This is a genomic window from Photorhabdus sp. RM71S, from assembly GCF_042879355.1.
Taxonomy (GTDB): domain Bacteria; phylum Pseudomonadota; class Gammaproteobacteria; order Enterobacterales; family Enterobacteriaceae; genus Photorhabdus; species Photorhabdus kayaii.
Genome location: NZ_JBHFKV010000004.1, coordinates 97,979 through 120,058, shown reverse-complemented (window position 1 = coordinate 120,058; position 22,080 = coordinate 97,979). Strand labels below are relative to the sequence as shown.

24 protein-coding genes and 2 tRNA genes are annotated in these 22,080 nt (G+C 40.3%); 8 read left to right on the top strand and 18 right to left on the bottom strand.

What is annotated here, in order from left to right:
* Positions 1-107 precede the first annotated feature (107 nt).
* From ACGF5R_RS03755 to ACGF5R_RS03675, 17 genes are all read right to left on the bottom strand, one after another.
* Complete coding sequence (locus ACGF5R_RS03755) at positions 108-734, bottom strand: tail fiber assembly protein (protein ID WP_112878619.1); 627 nt, start codon at positions 732-734, stop codon at positions 108-110.
* On the bottom strand, positions 734-2,455 hold the full coding sequence (locus tag ACGF5R_RS03750; RefSeq protein WP_387689825.1) for a phage tail protein: 1,722 nt from the start codon (positions 2,453-2,455) through the stop codon (positions 734-736). The genes ACGF5R_RS03755 and ACGF5R_RS03750 overlap by 1 nt, the downstream gene beginning before the upstream one ends.
* A 2-nt stretch (positions 2,456-2,457) precedes the next feature.
* Positions 2,458-3,030: a DUF2612 domain-containing protein gene (locus tag ACGF5R_RS03745; RefSeq protein WP_387689823.1), complete on the bottom strand. Its 573-nt coding sequence runs from the start codon at positions 3,028-3,030 to the stop codon at positions 2,458-2,460.
* Complete coding sequence (locus ACGF5R_RS03740; RefSeq protein ID WP_262981166.1) at positions 3,027-4,220, bottom strand: baseplate J/gp47 family protein; 1,194 nt, start codon at positions 4,218-4,220, stop codon at positions 3,027-3,029. Before ACGF5R_RS03740 ends, ACGF5R_RS03745 begins: the two co-directional genes overlap by 4 nt.
* Positions 4,213-4,560, bottom strand: a complete 348-nt coding sequence (locus tag ACGF5R_RS03735; RefSeq protein WP_112877504.1) for a hypothetical protein — start codon at positions 4,558-4,560, stop codon at positions 4,213-4,215. Before ACGF5R_RS03735 ends, ACGF5R_RS03740 begins: the two co-directional genes overlap by 8 nt.
* A complete protein-coding gene (locus ACGF5R_RS03730) occupies positions 4,557-5,312 on the bottom strand; it encodes a phage baseplate assembly protein V (RefSeq protein WP_112877506.1) in 756 nt (251 codons plus the stop codon). Before ACGF5R_RS03730 ends, ACGF5R_RS03735 begins: the two co-directional genes overlap by 4 nt.
* Entirely contained in the window at positions 5,309-6,265 is a 957-nt protein-coding gene (locus tag ACGF5R_RS03725; RefSeq protein ID WP_387689818.1) for a phage protein, read from the bottom strand. The genes ACGF5R_RS03730 and ACGF5R_RS03725 overlap by 4 nt, the downstream gene beginning before the upstream one ends.
* Before the next feature lie 91 nt (positions 6,266-6,356).
* The gene (locus ACGF5R_RS03720; protein ID WP_112877510.1) at positions 6,357-6,662 is read right to left on the bottom strand and encodes a phage baseplate plug protein; all 306 of its coding nucleotides are present in this window, start codon (positions 6,660-6,662) and stop codon (positions 6,357-6,359) included.
* Complete coding sequence (locus ACGF5R_RS03715) at positions 6,647-7,252, bottom strand: phage baseplate protein (protein ID WP_112877514.1); 606 nt, start codon at positions 7,250-7,252, stop codon at positions 6,647-6,649. Before ACGF5R_RS03715 ends, ACGF5R_RS03720 begins: the two co-directional genes overlap by 16 nt.
* Before the next feature lie 2 nt (positions 7,253-7,254).
* Positions 7,255-9,021 carry a hypothetical protein gene (locus ACGF5R_RS03710; RefSeq protein ID WP_387689816.1) on the bottom strand — a complete coding sequence of 589 codons (1,767 nt, stop codon included), beginning with the start codon at positions 9,019-9,021 and terminating at the stop codon, positions 7,255-7,257.
* Positions 9,011-9,136: a DUF6889 family protein gene (locus ACGF5R_RS03705; protein ID WP_250151028.1), complete on the bottom strand. Its 126-nt coding sequence runs from the start codon at positions 9,134-9,136 to the stop codon at positions 9,011-9,013. Before ACGF5R_RS03705 ends, ACGF5R_RS03710 begins: the two co-directional genes overlap by 11 nt.
* A 77-nt stretch (positions 9,137-9,213) precedes the next feature.
* Positions 9,214-9,624, bottom strand: coding sequence for a phage tail assembly chaperone (locus ACGF5R_RS03700; RefSeq protein ID WP_387689813.1), 411 nt, complete (start codon positions 9,622-9,624; stop codon positions 9,214-9,216).
* Positions 9,625-9,738: 114 nt separating this feature from the next.
* Complete coding sequence (locus ACGF5R_RS03695) at positions 9,739-10,179, bottom strand: DUF3277 family protein (protein WP_387689811.1); 441 nt, start codon at positions 10,177-10,179, stop codon at positions 9,739-9,741.
* Between the two features lie 9 nt (positions 10,180-10,188).
* A complete protein-coding gene (locus ACGF5R_RS03690; RefSeq protein ID WP_387689809.1) occupies positions 10,189-11,658 on the bottom strand; it encodes a DUF3383 domain-containing protein in 1,470 nt (489 codons plus the stop codon).
* A 3-nt stretch (positions 11,659-11,661) separates the two neighbouring features.
* Positions 11,662-12,225 carry a hypothetical protein gene (locus ACGF5R_RS03685; protein WP_387689807.1) on the bottom strand — a complete coding sequence of 188 codons (564 nt, stop codon included), beginning with the start codon at positions 12,223-12,225 and terminating at the stop codon, positions 11,662-11,664.
* Between the two features lie 411 nt (positions 12,226-12,636).
* Complete coding sequence (locus ACGF5R_RS03680) at positions 12,637-13,056, bottom strand: antiterminator Q family protein (protein ID WP_112877524.1); 420 nt, start codon at positions 13,054-13,056, stop codon at positions 12,637-12,639.
* Positions 13,057-14,301: 1,245 nt separating this feature from the next.
* Positions 14,302-14,377: transfer RNA gene (locus ACGF5R_RS03675), tRNA-Thr, on the bottom strand.
* Between the two features lie 729 nt (positions 14,378-15,106).
* On the opposite strand from ACGF5R_RS03675, the gene ACGF5R_RS03670 reads away from it, so the two are divergent.
* The 8 genes from ACGF5R_RS03670 (at position 15,107) to ACGF5R_RS03635 (ending at position 21,574) form a co-directional block, all read left to right on the top strand.
* Positions 15,107-15,472 (top strand): Dabb family protein, encoded by a 366-nt coding sequence (locus ACGF5R_RS03670; RefSeq protein WP_112877528.1) that lies wholly within the window; start codon positions 15,107-15,109, stop codon positions 15,470-15,472.
* Complete coding sequence (locus tag ACGF5R_RS03665; RefSeq protein WP_112877530.1) at positions 15,462-15,884, top strand: DUF2000 domain-containing protein; 423 nt, start codon at positions 15,462-15,464, stop codon at positions 15,882-15,884. The genes ACGF5R_RS03670 and ACGF5R_RS03665 overlap by 11 nt, the downstream gene beginning before the upstream one ends.
* Positions 15,885-15,897: 13 nt before the next feature.
* The gene (locus ACGF5R_RS03660; RefSeq protein WP_387689805.1) at positions 15,898-17,301 is read left to right on the top strand and encodes a phenylacetate--CoA ligase family protein; all 1,404 of its coding nucleotides are present in this window, start codon (positions 15,898-15,900) and stop codon (positions 17,299-17,301) included.
* Entirely contained in the window at positions 17,298-18,245 is a 948-nt protein-coding gene (locus tag ACGF5R_RS03655) for a branched-chain amino acid transaminase (protein WP_112877534.1), read from the top strand. The genes ACGF5R_RS03660 and ACGF5R_RS03655 overlap by 4 nt, the downstream gene beginning before the upstream one ends.
* A 21-nt stretch (positions 18,246-18,266) precedes the next feature.
* Complete coding sequence (locus ACGF5R_RS03650) at positions 18,267-18,845, top strand: prephenate decarboxylase (protein WP_387689803.1); 579 nt, start codon at positions 18,267-18,269, stop codon at positions 18,843-18,845.
* A 99-nt stretch (positions 18,846-18,944) separates the two neighbouring features.
* Entirely contained in the window at positions 18,945-19,637 is a 693-nt protein-coding gene (locus ACGF5R_RS03645; protein WP_387689801.1) for a carboxymuconolactone decarboxylase family protein, read from the top strand.
* 86 nt (positions 19,638-19,723) lie between these two features.
* A complete protein-coding gene (locus ACGF5R_RS03640; protein WP_387689799.1) occupies positions 19,724-20,671 on the top strand; it encodes an ornithine cyclodeaminase family protein in 948 nt (315 codons plus the stop codon).
* A gap of 276 nt (positions 20,672-20,947) precedes the next feature.
* Positions 20,948-21,574, top strand: coding sequence for a LysE family translocator (locus ACGF5R_RS03635; RefSeq protein WP_112877540.1), 627 nt, complete (start codon positions 20,948-20,950; stop codon positions 21,572-21,574).
* A gap of 310 nt (positions 21,575-21,884) precedes the next feature.
* Here ACGF5R_RS03635 and ACGF5R_RS03630 read toward each other — a convergent pair.
* Positions 21,885-21,972, bottom strand: a tRNA-Ser gene (locus ACGF5R_RS03630).
* Positions 21,973-22,080: the final 108 nt, after the last annotated feature.

Sequence of the window (22,080 nt, the reverse complement as noted above, 5' to 3'; positions counted from 1 at the left end):
TCCCGGTGGATTACAAAATAACAATAACAGTATAATAGACCGAAGACAGACGAAATAAAACGCTTTACGATTGTCATTGGGCTGCGTATAAGCAGCCCCTATTGTTGTTATTCTGGAATCTCAGGCCATTTAATATCAGGAGCTATTGAAGTATCTACACGGCTTAATAATACTAAGTACTTTTTCCATTCAAGTAACAGTGCTTGTTCTTCTTCCGAAGCCAATTCAGCATCAATAGCATATTGGAGCAACGTAATGGTTTCATTAGCTTGTGTGCACAGTATACCGCGTAGTAGCTCTGCCTGCTCAATCTCACTGTCCTTTATTGCCGCTTTATCAGTCACCCACTTTGAGCCGTCCCATCTATCAAAATGAGTAGCAGGTTGTTTGAATGTCAATGTTTCCGGTAATTCACCCAGTTCAGTAATTCCTTGTGGCAGGCGAGTTTGTATGTTGTAAGCTGTTTTTCCACGGTAATCGGGTACAACTTCCCAGTGATCTCCGTTTACTGTGCGCCTAACAGCCATGGAATCGGATTCAGGAAGTGTCGGAGCATCTATATAGGAACTGGCCGGTATTCCTATCCCCTTCATCAGATATTCCGGTGTCGTGCCTATAAATTCCCCTGAATGAGGCGCTGCATGGTAGATTGTTAGCCAGCCGGCTTTTTCTGCCAACCCATCTTTACCCAATATCGCTGTTTCCGGTTCTAAAGAGTATTTTTGTTCTGTCATTATGCTGCCCTTACTATGTAGTTAAATGCAATGTTGCGAGGTCTGTTCTCTGAAGCAACAGGCACAACTCGTGAAGCATCAAATAGAATCCGTTTTTGCCAGACATCTGTATATTCATTTCCTGGAGCATTTTCACCTGAAAGAGAAAAACATCCTCCATAACTATTATTTCCACGTAAAATTGTACCTGGGGTATAACCAGTGATATTACGAATTGCGTCCCCTTGATAAGTTAAAACCCTACGACCACGATCAACACCGCGCCCATCATCCCAACCACGGATAAATTCACCACGCAAATCAGGAAGTACACCGGATGGATAAGCTATAGCTAATTGTGGATATAAAGTTTTATTAAATGATTGACCATTGCATGCGAGATATCCAGCAGGCACATTCGGTAACGGCCACGGAATTGGAGCACCAACTGGATAGATATCGCTTTCTTTTCCAGATAATAAATAAGAGTAGACTTTCCCCTTAACTGCCCCTTTAGGGATTTCTGATAACTCTGCCATCTTAATTAATTGATTAACAGTCGCATTATCTGACACAAAAGCATTTAAAATTATGTTTTGAGCAAAAGGGCCAATGAATATATAAATGTCATAGTTATCACCAGATGTATTAATGGTTGCTAAGTCAGTAGGTGCACTGGTATTAACTGTGTACATCACCGCATTGATTCCGGCAGGCGATCCATTTCCAGTTCTTAAAATTATATTAGCAATAGCGCATTGTTCAAAACTGCCCACGTTGTACCCGGAACCGCCAGCGATATTAATATTGATAGTGCTCATCACTTTCATTGTTACTTCAGCAATTTTTACCCAAGCTGATGTTTGTACTGTCAGGCTACTAATATATTGCTTACCCGGTAGGGCATTAGCCGCGCTATCAATAGTTTCTTTTAAACCCAAGTTCTTCACAAACTCACTTTTATTGGGAATGTCTGAGCCGTTCTGGTTCTTGGACAGTTTTTCATTCAGGGCATCAGTAACGACCAATTGACTCATCACCGTAGTTGTTGATGAGCCCGTTTGCTGTTCTATAAAACCAAGGTTTTTTATAAACTCACTTTTATTAGGGATATCTGCGCCATTTTGGTTTTTTGCCAATCTGCTGTTGGCATTATCTGTAGCCCTGTTCGCTTCATCATGAGCATTTTTAGCTGCTACATTTGCCGTATTTGCAAAATCGTATGCATTCTTAACTGCTTTTGGCGTCGCCGCTAAGGTTTCACTTGTGCTATTTGTCGCACTACTCAGTTGTACAACGCCCTTCTGAGTCAATGAGGCATCAGAAACACCACTCAATTTGCTCTCAGCGATTTTTCTAACATCGTGAACCGCTTTCGGCGTCGCCGCTTGATCTTCTCTGTCAGAATTTGTCGCGCTGTTGAGTTGCGATATGCCTTTCTGCGTCAATGAAGCATCAGGGATTTCTGTAGTAATTTTATGTTTTAATGCTAAATCCAATTGCGCTACGAGTTTCTCCAGGTCTCCATCATCCATAACGTCTTCACCGGTTTTTTCTGCAATGTATTTCCCTATCACCGCGGCAATAACCGAAGATTGGCGCCAAACTTTATTTAATCGTTCACTCCTCGCTATTCCTGATTTAAATCCCTCCTCAATAAAATCTGAACTTTCATATTCTTCTTGTGACAAAGTATTCGCGTTTTCACCAATGGCAAATGCTTTAAAATCATTTTTAGCCATTTCTAACCCTCCACTATATGGTAATTAACCGTTATCCCCATAGGTTTAAGTGAGAGATAACCCTGATGGATGATTTCTTTAGTAATAGTACTGATTGATTTACCTTTAATAGTCACAGTGAATGACATATCCAAGTTATCTTCGAAAGATACAGATAGGCCATTATTTGAATGAATAAAACTCAGGATGTTATTAAATGACTCAGCCGTTCCATCCCAGTTATTTGCGCCTATTTTAGCTTTAATGACAACCCGATAATTATCATCATCCAGTTTGATATAACTTTTATCACTGTCAAACCGCCCTTTCCATTGACCACTATCAAATCCCAAGTCAGTAATATCAAAGGAGAAGTAATAGGATTCAATTGGAGTTTGGATCATTCGATTTCTTCCTACCCATTCACCAATAATATCAAGCTGTTTGCCAACCGCTTTATCAAGATCAAAACTGCTAATCAGTAAGTCTGTTGTCAACGCATTCTGGTTGAAAATATCAGTCACAGCTTCAAGCATCCTGACATATTTTTTACCTTCCATGTGATATGCAGGAATCAATTTCATATATTTGTTCATTCGATCACCGTTATTATTTTAATATTTTCAGGTGAACATGTCGGCGCTTCATTAAAAGCAATGTTAATGTTCTCCGCTCCTAATGTCGATGCTGATTTTCCCACTATCACAGATAATACTTCATATGTCTGTCCACCGTTTTTATTGCATAAGTTTGCCGGTACAAATAAACGAGTCACATATACTCCATCACCAATATAAAGGGATTTTATATAGTTAGATATTTCATTACGAATATTATTGCCAATATCTGATGTATATCCGATAAAGGGTTTAATGTGTATTTCAACGTAAATTGGCACCAGTGTAGGGCGATAGAAGTTTATCGTTTTTTTATTACCATAATCATCGGTAATCGTTTCAGAGGTGGTGCCAAATGTCGGTATGCCCGGCGTTTTTTTCACTAAGATAGTCCGGGCAATCTCTTTCGAGTCTCCACCATCAATGACAAGTGCAATGCTATGAGCGGGTATGCCATTTTCATCCGCTTTGTCCGAGTCGTTGTCATATCCCCGGTAACGTGAAACCCCATGCAGGTTGGCAATTGCTCCCATCAGTCCATCTATAATAGTTCTCGAAGGCAGCGCAACGGAAACCGCTTGCCGTATTCGCAGTTCTACATCGGTTTCAATTCCCCGACCAAGTGTAGCCGCAACCGGGTTCGTCACGGTTTGCCAGCCCAATGTTGGCGTAGCAATTTGATTAACCGTGTGAGGTAATGCGCCGATCGCACCCGATTTTTGACAAATCGCGGTCACAATAGCCTGCCCGTGTGTATCTATAATGACTTCATCCGGTAGTGACCAAGCGTTTCCCGCATCATCCCGGACAGAAGCGTTACGGATAACGGTGCCAGCTCGACCAGTAACCAAAATATCCACTGTTGAGTTACTGGCGCTTTTTCTGGTGATGCCGTTGATTTTGACATTGCGGGAAAGCCCTTCGCCCACCGCGGTTGCCGGGCTAAATGAGTTATAGGAGGCAATGGTTGCGTTGTTACAACCGTGAATAACGTATGCTATTAGCGATAAAAAAACACCGTCTTTACTGTCAGATTCAATGTAAATATCGTCCCCATAAATATCCCTGAATATCGTCTTCCAGCTATTCAAGATGGTTTGATAATCAGGAGCATTGATCCCATTTTTATCAATAGCAGGTAACATTGTGTTGATAATACTTTCATACATCAGCAGTTACTCCTGTCTGTCCATAAATCGTGTCAATCGTGGCTGTAATGGTGATTTTTCTTGTTTCCGGGTTTCTTTCACTACGGTATTGGGTAATGCTCTCTACACCCGGCGTTTGCAGTATTCGCTGTCTAATAATCAGGTCATAAAAACCCGATGTGCCTTTACCCAACACGTCGTCGTAATCTGTCCCCTCTCGGTTATCAAGAAACCATTCGCCACTGCGCAACATCAGGCGAGTTTTCACTGCCTGTGCGACCGCTTCCGGTGAGTTGATAAGAAAACCCGCCTCTCCACGACCAAATACATAGTCGTTGTCAATTTCTCTTCTGTATCTCATTGAGGTTTCCCCGTCTTACCGCCACCTGATTGCACACCACTATGTACATGGTTTTTAAGGCTAATCCCTGCCGCTGTCACATCATTACTCACCGTGACCGGGCCTTGCATGGTTGCGGTGCCACCACCAGCGCCCATGCCCTGTGATAAATTGCCGTTAATGGTGACGTTGCCATTTAGGAAGATGTCAGGTGAAGTGATTTCAGTACCGCCATTGGCTGTCGCAATAAGTTTTGCCGATGTGATAATCGTGACGTTATGGCTGTTGGGATCGAGTTCGATATAAGCCGCTCCATCATCACTTCTCAACTGAGCAGCGTTTGTGCTGATACCCGATATTTTTTGTTGCTGGGATTGTGGGCCAATAATGGCAAATCCATCAGACAGGTTGTGCTGCCGGGGATCGACCGGCTCCTGCACACCGCCAGATTGCCACCAATAATCAATGCAGCGATCAGCAAATACGACCAGGCATTCATCACCGGCTTTTATCGGGAAGGTTAATGTCACACCACCGCCCCTTGGGAATATAACCGGCACATCCACTAACAGCGGTAAGGATACCGATTCCAGTTCCCCATCTTTTTGCCTGATTTTCCATCTGATGGCCGGTTGCGCGGTGATGGTTACCGCATCAGCATTAAATGATTGAATAATGCAAGGCAAGGAGACATACAATCCGGCGCTAATGACTTCTTGCATAGCAAAAAAGACCGCTTCAGGTCTATTGAGTCGTTCGTCAGTATTTATCATTCGCTCTCTGCCTTATCCTTATTGTGAGTTGATTGATTCAGCAAAGTATGATCGCTCTTGGCGATACACATTATTGTCATGTACCACTCTGTTTCGCGGGTATTGCCGGAATACTCCACATTGAAGACAATGTAATCACCATCAGCATCCAACATTGCCGGTTGTGCTTTTGCATCCTTATGATCACCAGATTGAGCAGCTTGTTTAGTCGCCGGATCAACCGGTTTGATTGAACGGTTATCCAGTCGGATTAATGTCCCGGGGCGGATATTCGGATTAATTAAGCATGTAACGTTAATACCTGAGCCAATAGTTTGTTCAGGCATACCGATAAGGCCTGTTTTTGATGTAAGGACAATGGCTTCAGTTAAGTATTTATTTTTGGGTACAATGTGTAGTTTGTTATCTTCATAGCGCCAATTAGCATCACATTGTTTTGCCAGATTAGAAACTTCATTGCGGTGCATGCCAAAAAGTACTTTTCCCCTGGGTGATGCTGATTTACTGAATTCAGGGCGTAGACCGGCGGTAATGCCATATTTGGCAATATCACGCATTAGCAAATGATCTAAATCTGCTTGCGAATATCCAGCCGCAATGGTGGTATTCACGGTCGCATAATTGTGTGCTTCATCCCCGTCCGCTGCATGAATTACAACACAAGTATCCGTTGCGTTGTCTCTTTTTACATACGTGTACTGAATTTGGCCTGAGAATATTTGTCCTGAGTTCTCCTTGTAACCCGCCACAAATTTAATCTTTTTAAATTCATTTTTACGTAATTTATTACTAGTTTCGTTATTGAGGTTATATATAGTAAAAATACCAGTAGCAGGATTGGAAGATTCCGTTCTGCTAATGTTAAATGTGATTTTCAGATCTGATAAATTTACTTTTTCGCCATCTTTGTCTACAACGATAAGGTGGCATTCTCTTATCCATTGTTTTGACATAATTCACCTAATTAATAGAAATAAAAGAACCGCAATTAAGCGGCGTATGTAATAAATTATTACAGAATATCTTACCCTTCCTCTCATCAAGTTAACTTATTACAAAGTATAACCTGTCCTCTTTACCAAGATTATTCCTGAAAGGTTTCTCCTGATTTATATCACCATAAAAAATTAATGAGCCGTTAAAACCAAGATGACGATATTGTTCCAGTAAGTCAACCCCAAAAACCAACGGTAAACCTGTGACAATAAATTCACTGTCCGGCGTCATAATATCCAAAATCCAACCCGCGATATCACGCCACATTAATCTCATTTTATAGTTAATGCCATTTAGCTGAATATCGAATTGCTGATTTTGCGGTGATAAAGGAATTTCTACAACCCTAGCCATTTTTTACCTCGCTCTATAATAAAATCAAGAATAATTTTTGGCATTGATGGCTTCACCGTGACTTTGGCGCCCATATTAACTACAGGTGCTGTATCTTCAGGATTTTTCATATTTTCCGCCGGCGCGGCCTTATTCGGTGACGTTTCAACAATAACAATTTCACGTAGGTTTAAAACTACCGATAAAACATTTTCACTGGTTTTATCTGTTGTGACACTGATATCTTTAATCAACATATTTTTATATAAGCGCTTTCCCGTTACGACATCAAACGGTTTATGTGATGCCCTTAGGTCAAGTAACTGTTGATATATATCGCGCGGGCTGGTTCCAAGGTTTAGCCCGGTAGAAATATCAAATACCTTTGTTGTATCAATAATATCAAGCAGCGAACCACCACCGGCGAAACCTAAATCCATTCTCACTTCCGATGGGCTGTCATAAGCATGATCACTGAATGTCACCCCCTGCTGGACCGGATGATCGGTGATATTCGATACATCGGTATGTGTTTCTGAAATAATGACACTCGGTACAATGACACCTATTTTTCTCTTTTGCTGAGAAAACATGACTGATAATATATCCATTGTTATCTCACCTGTGTTTGCATATTTCGAAGGAGCATACTGTGAGTGCGTTCTATCGTTTCTCCGGTCAGTCTCGCCGTTTCTTTGGGAGATTCAACGCCATTAATCTCAATATGATAATTTACTTCTCCTATTCCCGGCATATTATTGCTGGCAGATATTGGCGCACGATATAATAAAGCGGGAGTAAATTCCTGATGATTCACCATATTATTGATATTTGTCACCGCACCATTGATCATTCGGTGATCAATGGACATATTTCGCAAAGAATGAACCACATGATTTAAATGTCCAGCCCGCTTTGGCGGTTTATTCGCTGGCTGTAGCTCTGCCATAATCGCTGACCTGATAAATTCTGGTGAATAGGGATTACCACCACTTTCCACTATCATCATGCTATCAATCAGCCGTTGCATCACATCAGGATCAGTGAGATCAAGGACCGTATCCTTAGAAACTCCCATCATTTTAGATACATTGGCAATGTACTGTTTGGTTTTATTATGATCTTTCTTTGGTGCCCATACCGGAACAATACTTGCAATAGTCTGTAGCTTTGTTCCTGTAGTTTTACCATGAAAATAACGACTCAACTGGTGAGCAGTAGCCCTTAATCCACTGAATGCATCTGGATACTTAGCAAATCTGGGTTTTGGGTTATCTTCAGGTACCGCTCCTGTCTGATGTACAAAGTTCATATTTAATGGATTGTTATTCCGTACTCCTCGCGAAGACTTTAATCTTTTTAGCTTTGCGGCTGTAAGCTCACTATTAAAGATATTCGTTGGCGGATTAACTGGAGTATTTAACTCCTTAGGAGCATCGTGATGCTCAACAATGCCAGCCTTAAGATGATCTTTATTTAATTGCTTATGCTTTCGTTTCTTCTTCGTTTTACTTGATCGTTCTGATACTTTACTGGAAATATCAGCAACTTTCTGGCTATGTTCTTTGTCGATTATCGTTTTCTTATCATCAATTTGTTCTTGGTATTTTTCATATTTATCTTTGCTGAAAAATGGAGTCAGGTCAGAAGCAATATAAATCCCATGTGTTGACATCCAATTATTAAGTTGATCATATGTTATCAGTGGTTTTTTATTTGCATCATATTCTCTTTTCCGCCGTGACAATGTTTCAGCTATTGTTTCGTGATTTTTCTTTGCTTCTTCCTGTAATGCATTTAATCGACTATTAAAATCAAATAATACTCCCAGAACAATTTTTCTTCCTGTAAATTTCCACAATTCATTCAATGTCGCCAATAAACCTTTCGCAGAAATTTCTCCTTTGTCTAACCATTTGACTAATTCCTCAATGGAATTAAATATGTCATCACTATCAAGTGTGCTGGTATTTTGATTAGTACAATCCATTGGTATTTTTAATAACTGCTCACCCATCGATGCGACCAAGGAAGCAGTATTAGAATGGCGACCATTTGTAGCATGGGATTGAACATCAATACACGGCAGAAATGTCTCTACGCTTCCCACAACTAGGCTGACACCACTATTAATAGATTTAATTTTTTCAATTGTTGCATCTGTTTTTTGCAACTGTCCGCAAAGTTTGTCCAGCCCATTAGCGGCTTGAGTGATAAAATTAACCACCGCTAATGTGGCTTCTTCAATTTCCGCCCTCATTTTGAGAATACTAGACGTGATTTCGGCAGTAACAGCCATAAATTTACGCTGCCCTACTTCATCAACATCAAACTTAAGTGATACCAGGAAATCTTTAATTATTTCAGCATTACTGCTCATTTCGCCACCTCTCTATCATGGCCTCATTTTCCGATTTAACATCAAGGGCATCGTTCATCAATGCAATATCAGCCAGATCAAGGATGCTGTTTTTCAACGATTCATAACGGCACATGCCCGCAATGACCGGGCGTAATAGATAATCACGCCCTTTCGGGAGGGTTTCAAAATTTAAACTGGCTTGTCCTGGGATTACATTGCGCTCTCTAATGGGGCGGGAAAAAAATTTCCCAATGAGTCTCGGATAATAAAACCGACAATTTTCAACAGTTCGAAGCCGTTGATGTCATCGAACATCAATACCTGCCCATCAGATTCATAAATCCGACTCCAGATACCATTTTGTTCACGAGAAACAACGGATAAGCAAATATCATTAATTTCATGCCGGTTGGATTTTCCTAATGCGCTGATGGATTCCACCAAATAAGGGAGCACTTCTTCAAAGCCCGCTATCCCATCATCACTTTTAGCTGTCACGATCTTTTTCATCAGCGGCCCAAGTGCCGGAATAGCCGGCGCCAAAGCCACCGCTAAATCCTGTTGCTGAAAAGCGTTTAATTTACCACTGCGATATTTTTTGCCATCAATTTCAAATTCCATGATCACTTATCCTCAAGCTCATTCAAACTACCGCAGCATAAGTCCGATGTTGAAAATGCGGACAAATGCTCCGGTAGATTTGACGGTGATTTAAATGGTTGTGAAGTAAGCTGGTCAGAATGTGCCTAACATGATGTCGATTTTTCCACAATCAAATACCCAGGCAACGGTATTACCAGCTTTGCTATTCTGCAAATCAGGCTGTTTCTGAAAAGCGACGGAACGTGCAACAGCAATGTCATTACTTTGCTTATTGCGAATAACAATCACGTTATTACCCCATGCCGCAGATGAAAGTGATTGCGTACTGAGCATCGCATTCAGTTTAGCATTTACCGGACTGGTCTTAAGTAAATTAACCGTCATGGTTCCAGACTTGGTTGCATGCAATGAATGCATGACTTCTCCGTCTGCGCCAGTGGTCATGGTGTTTTTACTCTCCGACATGGTGACTGTAATCCCCTCATCCGAGAGCGCGGCACCGTTACCAAGATCAAAAGAGCCACCGACTCCCGTAATAGAAGCGGAAACATCAAGAAAAGAATATGTAGCCATTTTCAACCCTTATCTGTTTACATTAATAATGACATCAGCGTAGTGAACAGCGCCTGCTAATTTAATTGCGCACTGAATAACCGGCGCTTTTCGAGCTTCCCGATCAGCCTGGGCCTGCGTTGCAATTGGCGGTGCGTAGACGTAGTAACCTTTGGTTAATGTTGCGCCAGTATCCAGCGCACCAATCGGATCGCCGCCCCATACACCATGAGCGATTAATCCATTTGTCGCCGCTTGAGCCAGTGACTGCTCAACATTGGTAATTAGCCGTGTCACACCTTCATCAGTCTGTGGGATCTTGCTAGTACTGGTGTAAAGCAGGTTATAAAGATTATTCTGAACGTAGTTCTGCAACCAATCCAGACCGTGGCGCTCATCAATGAAATCCCCATTCGCCATGACACCTTCCTGAATAATGGCCGTATCGTTGTTGTATTTAACAAAAACGTTGCCATTTTTCTTTTTCAACGCATTGGCTTGCGTTGCCGTGAGGTTTTCTGCGGTTACAGCGGGTTCCTGTTTAAATTTCAAGGTTATGGTGGTGTTATTGCCGTTGAAATTGACGGTAAACATACGGCCCAACAGCGAAGCAACCGTGTAGGATTTACCGGTTGAATATTGCCAAAGTGTGCGTTGATAGTTCCTCCCTTTCAATTTTGTACCAATGTCGGTCTTAACGTCAGCATCCAATACGTCTGCTTTTTGCACTGTATGCCCATAGATACGGGAAACAGATGCGGATTCAATGTAATCAGCAACAGAGAGAATATCTTCATCCGTCAGAGAGTCATCAGCGATAACCAACCCATACCAGCCACTGGATACCGATCCCAATGCTGCCACCGCCTCGGCAATGGTTTCTGCTTTGGTAGATTCGATAGCGGTAGCACCCGATATTTCGTCCAGTTTTAATAAATCACCAATATAAGTTCCCGTCGTTGCCGGTGAAACATAGCCAACCGCCCCTACAGAATTCGACATAATAGCGAAACGCGAAGAAGAACTATCATATGTGACTGAACAATCTTTTAACTTATCCGCTATCCGTTGGGCCACGCCATTAAGATTGGTCTCTTTACTCAAATCGATGCCGTTGTATACCGTTTCTTTACCGTTAATCGTCAACTTAAAAGAACCCTCGGCGACAGCAGTAAATTTGCTAATAACTTGCTGCTGTTTAGTCAATACTGCCCCTTGTAAAGAGGAGACCACATTGTCCTTAGCCCACCGACCAATATATAAATCAACAGGACGTGGCGACTGGGAATAATAAAGCGCTGCGGCCTGATATTCTGGTGAAGTCAGTCCAAAATCAGCACCGACACCATCGATATCCGAATACCGGCGTAAACGTTCTTGAGGGTTGATCACGTTGCTTGCGCCAATGATCAGTAACGCACCAAAGTTCCGGGATTGAGCCGCATGAGGAGCCATATTCAACGTGACATTGATAATGTTTGAAACAGGTAAACCCTGCATAATTTAATCTCCTAAGAATTTGACAGGCGCTTCCACCAGTGATTTAACACCGTATTCACGCACCACTTTTCGCCGCAAGGTGATCGTCATGTCATAACGACGCACCCTCTGGTTATTGATAAGTTCCGGTAACGAAGTCAGCCGGCTGAGTTTGTCGACTGAAAGACCGAAACGTTCCAATTCGTCATTGTTCTGACTGACCGCCACTCCATCACGAAAACGGGCGCCGTGCCGTTGGCTGTTCGGGCCATAAAAGGAAATCAAGCACACAATCTCCTCATGACGCCATAACTTGGTTCCTTCATCAGTCTGGTTCTCAAAAGCCGGCGAGGCATCCGCAATAAAATCCGTTATGTCAAAATCACACCCGTCATCATCTGCCGGTAACTGGGGCAGTTGTGCTGATGTCCATCGAGAACGCACTTTATCGTCAGGCAAACCAGAAACACCTCCCAGCCAACGACTCAGTATGTGCTCCAGCTCATCATCGTACTCAGGCCCAGGCGTGACAGGTGTTAACCAACCCGCTTTATCACTACCGTTGCTCATCAAAAATACCTCCATCAAACAGCAATAACTCACCCTGTGCTTGGGTAAACCAAGCCCTGCATTGAGGACTAGTTCTTATGGAAACTTAGTTCTCAACACCGAGTTATGATTGATTTAATAGGGATACCGACCGCGAAAAAGGTAAAAAATATGCGTAAGCGATTCGCGACGGCAAATACGAAAAAGGCCGCAACACAGTGCGACCTTCGACAATAATGATTTAAATTTTCACTTATTTATCAGAGTACAATAGAAGATACTTAAGGTTCACTCGTACTAAATAGAGTTCATTGGATAACAGGAATTTTTTAAACCGAATTTAATGGCTTAAATCCTAATTTCCCCTCATTACCTGCAATATCCGAATGAAAAAAGCCCCGATATTTCTATATTTCATTTCTATCGGGGCTTATTCGCAACTTTAACTAATTAGTACACTACCATAGCTTTTTGCGTACGCGCAAGCTTTTTATGTTTTTGTACTTCATCATCCATTTCTAACTTAATATCAAGCATAGCCAAACATCCCTGAACAAAACTTTCTCCCTTTTGCAACCGGGAACGGACTTCAATATCAGGTACTTTAATTAAACGCGCGATGGATCGTTTGGAAAGCCTTAAAGCGTAGTACATAAATAAAACTTCAATTTCTTCAGATTTATCTACCGTCTGCAACTTTGCGATACAAGCATCAATGATCAAGCCATCGTTATCACAGCATGAAGGACGTAATGAACGAGTTGACGCAATCAGACCTTTAAATCCAGCAGCGATCGGTGGCCAATTAACACCAGTGGCATCATCAACCCAACCGCCCCAACACTCTAAAACTTGTTGAATATTGCGCATATATTTTGACCTTAACTTTTAGTAACAAATAGTAGTAAAAATTATTTTCATGATGGTCTCATGCATCCATGCATTTGGCATTATAACAAATTTCCCATTCTCTATTTTTGTGTTTCTCTGTTACGTAACTACATCGTTTAAATACATCTGTTTACTTAGTCTATTAAATACAAATAGTAAATAACCCCTATTCTTGACCAAGCTTAGTTTCAGAGGAAAACACATAAATATCGTTATTAATACGGATGACCATAAAGTGCTCTTCTTCCTCATCTACGTATTTATTATACAAATTTATAATCTTCATTTAATCCTCTAATGTACCTTCCTTTAAAACGCTTAGCACCTAAAGCAACACGCATGTTCTTTATTATTTATCAAAAGTTTTCAAGCAACATAACACCCCCTTTTTATTATGAGATGAAAAATTCATTAAATAAAAAATAGCACAGATTTTTTATCTCATGGATATTTGAATGTAAAAAATATTTTTGATCGACGTTGAAATCCGTCATAAAATGCCGATTAAGAATGGTGTCAACACCTATGCCGAAGACACTGAAATCGGCCTGTTTACAAGGTGATGGACAACGAAACTGGTGCAAATGTGAGATCGCAACAACCCTATTCGCAATATCGCCAGCAGATCAAGCAAAACATTTAAGATATCCACAGAATTAATGTTGCTAACGATAAATTACCGATTATCAGGTAAATATCTACGTGAAAAGTTTTAACACTGTCAGATATATCCGCTTCTAACCAATGTGATTTTTAAACTCACACTCTTCAGTAGATAGTTAGCAAAAATATTCTTCTGAGCCGAAATTGCTTTTATCTGATACACTTTTACAACATCAATATCTTCTGCTATTTCCTACTCACCCTATCCCATCTTATTTTCAGCTCTCGCCAGACGAATAGATGGATACACACCTATAGCAAATATTTTTTCATGTCTGGAAAACAGATATCCCAAACGCTAATATTTTTTTCTGTTAGTTTTTACCAGCGAAAATAAATCCGTATTATCTAAAAATTTGCCATCCTATATTTCTAGCTACATGGTTTTATTTCGACCAGCCTGACAGTAAATTTAACCATGCCATGAATTCAGAAACTCGTTTTAGCGGGAAATTGTACTGGAAAATAGCAGAATTAACTGGATATATAAACAGCATCATCTACTATCAAGCAAGAAAAAAGCCGTTATCTTCTGAAAAGATAACGGCTTCTTATTTGATTTGGTGCCGGCTACCGGAGTCGAACTGGTGACCTACTGATTACAAGTCAGTTGCTCTACCAACTGAGCTAAGCCGGCGTGTTTCAGGGCTAGCCCCCGAAAGCGAGCGCAGTATATTACAACCCATTGCAAACAATCAAGCATAAATAATAGATGATTTAAAAATATCACCAAAACACTCATCATTAGTGACATGCTCAACGACATACCATGGCTTGAAAGCCCATTAATGCAAGACTACTGCCTCGAATCCTCTGAATTGCTGTAGTTTCTTATCAAAATACAGCCGATGAGCGAGTTATTTTCAACATCAAAAAAACTGGTCATTTACTGACAAATCAGAAATAACAACAAAATGTTTTATTATCTTTGCTACCTATTAGAAAATAGCCACTGGTCGTAAAATAGCCTGATCGTCTGGCAGCAGTGGAAGATAAAATATCCAAAATAACCTGTCTCCAAACAATATAAGGATCGGTTAACATGTTAAAAAACAAATACTCAAAATACGGTAGAACACAAGGCGACAAAATATATTTTCAAGGCGTAAGCGCAATCAAATTGAGCTTGTTTTTTATAAGCCAAAGGCAAGCCATAACAGCTTTCTTATCATTGTCAGAACCACAATATTCCCACTCTTTTTTAAATTATTACCATAGGGAAATAGTTGACTGCTATAAATGCAATGTGCTATTTAAATTAGACGCAAATCAAAAAAACTAAATCAGGCATGCGCTAATATTAGGTATAAATCAGATCGTTTCTATAGGTTATTATAACTCAAAATCATTAATTATGAGGTAAATTATGTTGGGCAAAAATAACTTAATTGCACACCAAGTCTTATTTACCTTCAAGGATGGAATAAGCTGGGATAGTGAAAAGGCTATATTAGCAGAGAAGGTGACTTTAAATCATATAAATGAGATAAGTGAAATAAAAGGATGGTTTTGTGGTCGCAGTACGGTAGACAGAAAGCAATCAGTTGACTTTAGTTTAATTGGTTACTTTGAAAGTTACGAAGACCTGGACATATACATGCATCATCCCGATCATATAAAAGGCGTGGTACTATGGAAAGAAATAAGTACATGGACAGTCTCGGATATTATTATCGATATAAATAAGTTGATAAATTTCACTCAGTTAATAGGAAAGTCGTATGGAATTTGACGAAAACCTACATAAAAGTGTCGTCGTTATCGCTGATAGTCTGCCACTTGGGTTAGCCATGAATGCACTGAGCGTCATTAGTGTTTCAATTGGTAGAAATATCAACGGGATTGTAGGACACGATGTCTTTAGTAAAGATAGCATTTGTTATCCCGGTGTCATTAAAACGCCTTTGCCTGTTTTGAAAGCTAGTCATGATGTACTGGCCGCTATTCATAATGAATTAAAATCTAACGATAATTTTAAATTGAGTCCTTTTTCCTGTTTAGCGCAATCATGCAGAACATATGAGGAATACGAAGGAAAATTATCTGCTGAACATTCGGATGAATTGAAGTTATCTGGAATTGGCATAGTTGGACCAAAGAAAGATATCAATAAAATCACTGGCAACTTACCACTTTATAAATAACCAGGTAATATATATGTATTCCATTTTTAGAAATGAACTTCATGAATTAGGTATGAAATACCTTACCGAGTTAAAAAAATATCTGTCTGGCGAGATAAATATCTCCGCATTGGAAAAAATACAATACGAAAAATTAAAAGAAATCATAAATTATACGAAAAATGGGTCAGCTTTCTATCAAGATCGTCTAGACGCAATAAACCCAAATGATGATGAAAATTTATCCTCATTGATTGAAAAACTTCCCTTTACTACAAAATCAGATCTAAGTAAGGCGGGAAACACGATATCTTCAGATAGCCTAAGTAACGCTTGGATATATTATGAAACCACAGGGACGACTGGGCCATCAACACCTTGTCCTCGCAATGAAATAGACTCTTTAGTTAATAACAGTTTTCTGACTCTGCAATATGAGTCTATTTTCAATCAAGAAGGCAAACAACACATTATTGGCGTGATGGGTCCAACGGAATTGCACTCCACTGGAGATACATTTGAAGATGTATTTCGCAGTTTAGGGCATACCGTTATCAAAATGTGGCCTCGTTCGCCCGTTGTTGGTATGCACAGAGTACTCAGGCTGATACAAGACCTCAAAATAACCGCCTTAGTTTGCACACCTGCGGTCGCCGCTGAGTTGCTAAAATATTGTCGGAACAATGCATGTGATGCAAAAGAATTAGGTATCGAGATCATTTTGGTGCTTGGCGAACTTATTACCCCCAATAGATTAAGAAACTTATCTCGGAATTGGGGCGCTAAAATTTACAACTGTATGTATGCCTCACAAGAAACGTCAATTCTGGCGGCTTGTGACAATACCAATAAGCTTATTACTATTCCATACAACAATTATTACGAACTCATTTGCCCTTTTACTCAGCAAAAACTCAATGTTGGCGATAATCACGTTGCTGGTGAATTAGTGATTACCCATTTATATAAAGGGAATAAACCTCTGATTCGATACAAAACAGGGGATATGGTTCGGTGTAAAGCAATAGGCTTAAATCAATGGGAAATAGAACCCATCGGCCGGGTAAAAGATGTATTAGTATTAAACAATGCCAATGTGTATGCTTTTGATATTGAAAATGCCATCTTTGAAGAACTCGAATATTGTTTTGAATACTTTATTGAAATCAACAACACAGCCGGTACAGATGAGCTCAAGATCACTTTAGAGCCGAGTGACGAATTAAATGATGCGTCACTCATTAGTAAGATAAAGCAAAAAATGGAATCCAAATTCAATATGAATGTCGACATCCATGTAGGAGATGTCGGTGGACTTATTGGAACCGCAGCAATGGTAAGTTGGAAAGCAGCACGGATCCATGATCTGAGAGATGATACCAACAATATTGAGCGAAATTCGGCTTTAGAGATCATGAACAAGAGGGCCACTAAATGACAAACAATATCGTTAGCCCGGTTAATAAAGATTGGATCGTATTTCTAGACGGGGAATATCTCAATTTTAGCAATGCGACCTTTCTTGCCAATACACAAGCGTTAAATTATGGCACCGGTACATTTGAGGGAATCCGGGCTTATTGGGATCAAGACAATAACCAACTTAATCTATTTAGAGTGCATGAGCACTATGAACGGTTAATTCAATCAGCTAAAACATTAAAAATTGAATTGCCCTATACCAGTCAGGAGTTAACCGATATTACTAAAAATATCATCATTAAAAATGGTTTCAAACAAGATATTTATATCAGGCCATTAGCGCTTAAAAAGTCGTTAATGCCGGGTGAGAAATTTGGCGTTAAGCTAAGTGGTGTAAATTCAACCCTCTGTATTAACGCTTTACCTATGGGGGCTTATGCCAAAAAAGCAGCGTTTAAATGTCTTATTTCAAAATGGCGACGTGTATCAAATGCGGCAATTCCATCATCTGCCAAAATTACCGGCACTTATGTTAATTCCGCACTTGCTCATGAAGATGCCAAAGAAAACGGATTTGATGATGCTATCATGCTGAATGAACAAGGCATGTGCGCAGAAGCAAGTACATCAAATGTTTTTATTGTAAAAGATAATTGCGTTATTACACCATCGCTTAGCGCTGGCATTCTTAATGGAATAACCAGACAATCTGTTTTCGATATTTGTAAATTCCGCAATATTCCCTGTATTGAGTCAGAAATTCAACAAAAGGATCTCTATGAAGCAGATGGCTGTTTTTTAACAGGCACTGGCCTTGAAATATCAATTGTGTCACAAATAGACAATGTGTCATATATACAAAAAGAAGATTCTATAGCCAATGTTATTGCCAAAGATTATCAAGAAATAATCAGAGGTAGAATAGATAAATTCTCACATTGGTTAAATCCGGTTTATTAGTGTAATTCCAGGAGAGACATCATGGAATGTGTTTTTTTTAGTTTCTACAAAGATACATTTGATGTTCTAAATATTGCTACCTTAGGCCCGTCAGGCACAAGTAGCGAACAATCCGCTATTCGTTTTGGTGAATTTGCTATTAAAAATAAAGTCGCCAAAAGCTACCAGGTTGTTTTATGTAATACTTACGAAGAAGCAAGTAATCAAATTATTTTAAATAACTGTCAGGCATTGGTGGTAGCCAATGCTTATTACAATATCAGTGAATTTTATATGGATAACAGGTTTAACTTGTCATCCGCATTTTTAAATTACACGCCTAATTATGGTATCGCTATTCGTAATGAATTAACTACAGATAATATCGTCATTGCAACCCATCCGGCACCAAAGGCTTTAATCCCAGAGTTGTTGCCTGATAATCTAAGAATTGCAGATATCATTTTTAAAGATTCAACCAGTTCAGCCGCAAAAGCTGTTGCTAATTCAGAGGTAGATGCCGCACTCACGACAGAAGTGGCAGCAAAATTACACAATTTAAAATTTATTTCTCATATTCGGCCAATTCAAATGCTTTGGTCAGTATTTACAGCCGCATAAAAGCTAACGTTGCTTTAAAATAGGCAAATATATATACCCTATGGATTTCAAGATGCATCGAGACGGCAAGGGAGTGAATCCCCGGGAGCATAGCAAACTATGGTGACCGGGGTGAGCGAGTGCAGCCAACAAAGAGGCAACTTGAAAGATAACGGGTATAGACTTATTCAAAAATATACAGAGGTTATTATGTCTTTACTTACTCTACACACCATTACTACCACACCTGAAAAAAGTAAAAAATTACTTCAAAGTTCTATTAATGATTTCGGCTGGATACCTAACCAAAGTGGTTATATGTCAGAATCTCCTTCATTATTAGCCGCTTACCAACGAGCACACGACCTATTTATTGATAGTTCACTGAATGAAGAGGAAAAAGCTGTGGTGTGGATTACAACCGGAATAGAAAATGGTTGTAATTATACGGTTCAAGCACACGCCTATATTGCAATTCATAATGGAGTGGACAAAAAAACGGTTAAGGCATTGATTGAAAAAACCAACGATCTTTCCCCACGATTATTGGCACTGCGTGAATTTACCATAGAAGTCATTTATTGCCGGGGACAATTGAAAAGAGATGCTATTGATCTATTCTTAAACCGTGGTTTTAGCAAACAGAATATGTTAGATGTCGTGTTAGGTGTTTCTCAAAAGAATATGTCGACAATTCTCAATAGCATTGCTGGAACTGAGATTGATGATAAATTCAAGCTGGATGATCTATACCCTATGGATTTCAAGATGCATCGCGACAGCAAGGGAGCGAATCCCCGGGAGCATAGATAACGATGTGACCGGGGTGAGCGAGTGCAGCCAACAAAGAGGCAACTTGAAAGATGACGGGTATATAACTGATATTGAAAGGCATCAACATGCTTTATGTCGATAAAGAAACCGTTGCGCGTTATTTGACGATGGAACTTAGTCTTAAGCTAAGTGAAATAGCATTTAAATTGCAATCGGAAAGAAAAGTAGAACAACCTTTGCGCAATATTGTTAAAGGTGAAGACGGCTTAATGGGCACCATGCCGATTTATATTAAGGAGGGGCCATACAAAGGATTTGGGTTAAAGTCGGTGGTAGTGAGGTTTCAAAGCAACAGCGATAAACCTTCACACATCGGTAGCGTGCTAGTTTACGACGAGCCAGGTGTTTCAGGGATTGCCGCGGTGGATGCCGGCGCTATCACAGAAATCCGCACCGCCGCCGCTTCTGCTTATGCAACTCATCTTCTTGCCGCAAAGGATGCTAGCCGGTTAGCGATACTTGGCACTGGCTTACAAGCAAAAGCACATTTGCAAGCCATGTTATATGTACGCCCGATTAGAGAAGTCACTTTATGGGGTCGTAATACAGAAAGATGCCGAGAATTTGTCACATGGTGTGATAAAACGCTCAATCTTCCCATTTCGATCAAAGCCTCACCGGCAGAGGCTGTACTCAATAGTGACATCATTTGCACAACCACGGCATCGCGTGACCCTATACTCAATAGAAAAGAGCTACCGGTTAAATGTCATGTCAATGCCATTGGCGCTTCGGCACTGGGATTCCAGGAACTCAGCGAAGATATGTATAGCAATACAACCCTATTTACTGATTCCAATGAATCGGTACTTGCCGCCTCTCAATCTGTTATTAAGGCAAGGGAGAAAGGTATTCTTAGTGGGTCAGACATTGGGATAGAAATTGGTACCGTTTCTCAATCTCATTCCAATTTGTGCGATCAGGGTGTGACTATCTTTCAATCCGTTGGTTTGGCCGTTCAAGATATGGTATTTTCTCGGGAAGTCATTCGACAACTAATAAAAATGTCTTAATTATTTTGGATGAAAATATGCCAAACTTAAGACGTTCAGCATTAGAAAAATGTCGTTATTGTCTATACCCAATGGATTTCAAGATGCATCGCGACGGCAAGGGAGCGAATCCCCGGGAGCATAGGTAACTATGTGACCGGGGTGAGTGAGTGCAGCCAACAAAGAGGCAACTTGAAAGATGACGGGTATATACTAAAGAGTCCTATTTGTCACTTGCATACGCAAGTGACATTTTTATGTTCTGTTACTTCAAAGTGTTATTTTGAGAGGAAAGATATGCTAGAAGTGTCACAAATAGTAACCTATACAGCGGCACTGACTGTTGCTGCGGCGATACCAGGCCCAGGAATGGCAGCATTGGTTGCCAGAAGTGTGAGTAATGGCGCGTTAGCGGGATTTAGTGTGTTGTTTGGCCTGATTATTGGTGATCTCACTTATTTGTCCTTTGCTGTTTTTGGCTTGTCCATTATCGCGAGCAGCTTTGACACTTTATTCGTTGTGGTGAGGTGGGGTGCCGCCTTATATTTGGGTTATTTGGCGTGGCAGTTTTGGTTTGCCGATCATCAATCCATTGGCGAAGACCAACCCATTAAGAAAAAGGAGTTGGCTGCGGCCTGGTTATCTGGCCTCACTCTAACGTTAAGCAACCCTAAAACCATTGCCTTCTATCTCGCTCTATTACCTTTGGTAATTAACATGGAATCTATCTCGTTGCAAAACTGGGGGCTCATGTTAGTACCACTGACGGTTTTTGTCTTATTCAGCGTAGGCGCGGTATTTATTCTCGGTGCTCTCAGTATTCGACATCTGTTATCAAGCCAACGGGCACAACGGATTTTATTTAAAGGTGCGGCTATCATTATGTTCGTAACCGCTGTAACTATGCTGTTCAAAGGCGATTAAAAAAGTTTAATTTCTTACTATTTCCACGGTTTTATTGAACAAGAATCCGCCCTGGAAAACCATTCTTGCCAATAAATCGTGGATACACCATAAATTAAAGACATAACTCGTCCCCGGAAACCATCGCACACACTTACTCATTGGAAATTGATAGATTTCAGATCAATCAGGCTGTGGACTTTCATCCCCCATCATTTGTTGCTCAATAGATGAATGGTCACCTTATGTCCATGAAAATGGATTGATTATTATCTAAATGGCATATGGAAATGAAAAAACCCCATGCAAGAAGATGCATAGGGTCATTATTTGGCGGAAGGATAGAGATTCGAACTCTAGGATGGTTTCCCATCGGCGGTTTTCAAGACCGCTGCCTTCGACCGCTCGGCCATCCTTCCATGGCGCGAGATTATGCGCCTAACATGATAATATGTCTAGTCTCTATCGTAAAAATTCTGTGATTTTTTTACTATTCGCTCAATCCTCAATCTATAATATCCTTTTCA

What these genes read in the sequence shown, in the direction of transcription:
- ACGF5R_RS03755 (WP_112878619.1), bottom strand. Translation starts at nt 734, where the DNA reads ATGACAGAACAAAAATACTCTTTAGAACCGGAAACAGCGATATTGGGT.
- ACGF5R_RS03750 (WP_387689825.1), bottom strand. Translation starts at nt 2,455, where the DNA reads ATGGCTAAAAATGATTTTAAAGCATTTGCCATTGGTGAAAACGCGAAT.
- ACGF5R_RS03745 (WP_387689823.1), bottom strand. Translation starts at nt 3,030, where the DNA reads ATGAACAAATATATGAAATTGATTCCTGCATATCACATGGAAGGTAAA.
- ACGF5R_RS03740 (WP_262981166.1), bottom strand. Translation starts at nt 4,220, where the DNA reads ATGTATGAAAGTATTATCAACACAATGTTACCTGCTATTGATAAAAAT.
- ACGF5R_RS03735 (WP_112877504.1), bottom strand. Translation starts at nt 4,560, where the DNA reads ATGAGATACAGAAGAGAAATTGACAACGACTATGTATTTGGTCGTGGA.
- ACGF5R_RS03730 (WP_112877506.1), bottom strand. Translation starts at nt 5,312, where the DNA reads ATGATAAATACTGACGAACGACTCAATAGACCTGAAGCGGTCTTTTTT.
- ACGF5R_RS03725 (WP_387689818.1), bottom strand. Translation starts at nt 6,265, where the DNA reads ATGTCAAAACAATGGATAAGAGAATGCCACCTTATCGTTGTAGACAAA.
- ACGF5R_RS03720 (WP_112877510.1), bottom strand. Translation starts at nt 6,662, where the DNA reads ATGGCTAGGGTTGTAGAAATTCCTTTATCACCGCAAAATCAGCAATTC.
- ACGF5R_RS03715 (WP_112877514.1), bottom strand. Translation starts at nt 7,252, where the DNA reads ATGGATATATTATCAGTCATGTTTTCTCAGCAAAAGAGAAAAATAGGT.
- ACGF5R_RS03710 (WP_387689816.1), bottom strand. Translation starts at nt 9,021, where the DNA reads ATGAGCAGTAATGCTGAAATAATTAAAGATTTCCTGGTATCACTTAAG.
- ACGF5R_RS03705 (WP_250151028.1), bottom strand. Translation starts at nt 9,136, where the DNA reads ATGTGCCGTTATGAATCGTTGAAAAACAGCATCCTTGATCTGGCTGAT.
- ACGF5R_RS03700 (WP_387689813.1), bottom strand. Translation starts at nt 9,624, where the DNA reads ATGGAATTTGAAATTGATGGCAAAAAATATCGCAGTGGTAAATTAAAC.
- ACGF5R_RS03695 (WP_387689811.1), bottom strand. Translation starts at nt 10,179, where the DNA reads ATGGCTACATATTCTTTTCTTGATGTTTCCGCTTCTATTACGGGAGTC.
- ACGF5R_RS03690 (WP_387689809.1), bottom strand. Translation starts at nt 11,658, where the DNA reads ATGCAGGGTTTACCTGTTTCAAACATTATCAATGTCACGTTGAATATG.
- ACGF5R_RS03680 (WP_112877524.1), bottom strand. Translation starts at nt 13,056, where the DNA reads ATGCGCAATATTCAACAAGTTTTAGAGTGTTGGGGCGGTTGGGTTGAT.
- ACGF5R_RS03670 (WP_112877528.1), top strand. Translation starts at nt 15,107, where the DNA reads ATGTTGGGCAAAAATAACTTAATTGCACACCAAGTCTTATTTACCTTC.
- ACGF5R_RS03665 (WP_112877530.1), top strand. Translation starts at nt 15,462, where the DNA reads ATGGAATTTGACGAAAACCTACATAAAAGTGTCGTCGTTATCGCTGAT.
- ACGF5R_RS03660 (WP_387689805.1), top strand. Translation starts at nt 15,898, where the DNA reads ATGTATTCCATTTTTAGAAATGAACTTCATGAATTAGGTATGAAATAC.
- ACGF5R_RS03655 (WP_112877534.1), top strand. Translation starts at nt 17,298, where the DNA reads ATGACAAACAATATCGTTAGCCCGGTTAATAAAGATTGGATCGTATTT.
- ACGF5R_RS03650 (WP_387689803.1), top strand. Translation starts at nt 18,267, where the DNA reads ATGGAATGTGTTTTTTTTAGTTTCTACAAAGATACATTTGATGTTCTA.
- ACGF5R_RS03645 (WP_387689801.1), top strand. Translation starts at nt 18,945, where the DNA reads ATGGTGACCGGGGTGAGCGAGTGCAGCCAACAAAGAGGCAACTTGAAA.
- ACGF5R_RS03640 (WP_387689799.1), top strand. Translation starts at nt 19,724, where the DNA reads ATGCTTTATGTCGATAAAGAAACCGTTGCGCGTTATTTGACGATGGAA.
- ACGF5R_RS03635 (WP_112877540.1), top strand. Translation starts at nt 20,948, where the DNA reads ATGCTAGAAGTGTCACAAATAGTAACCTATACAGCGGCACTGACTGTT.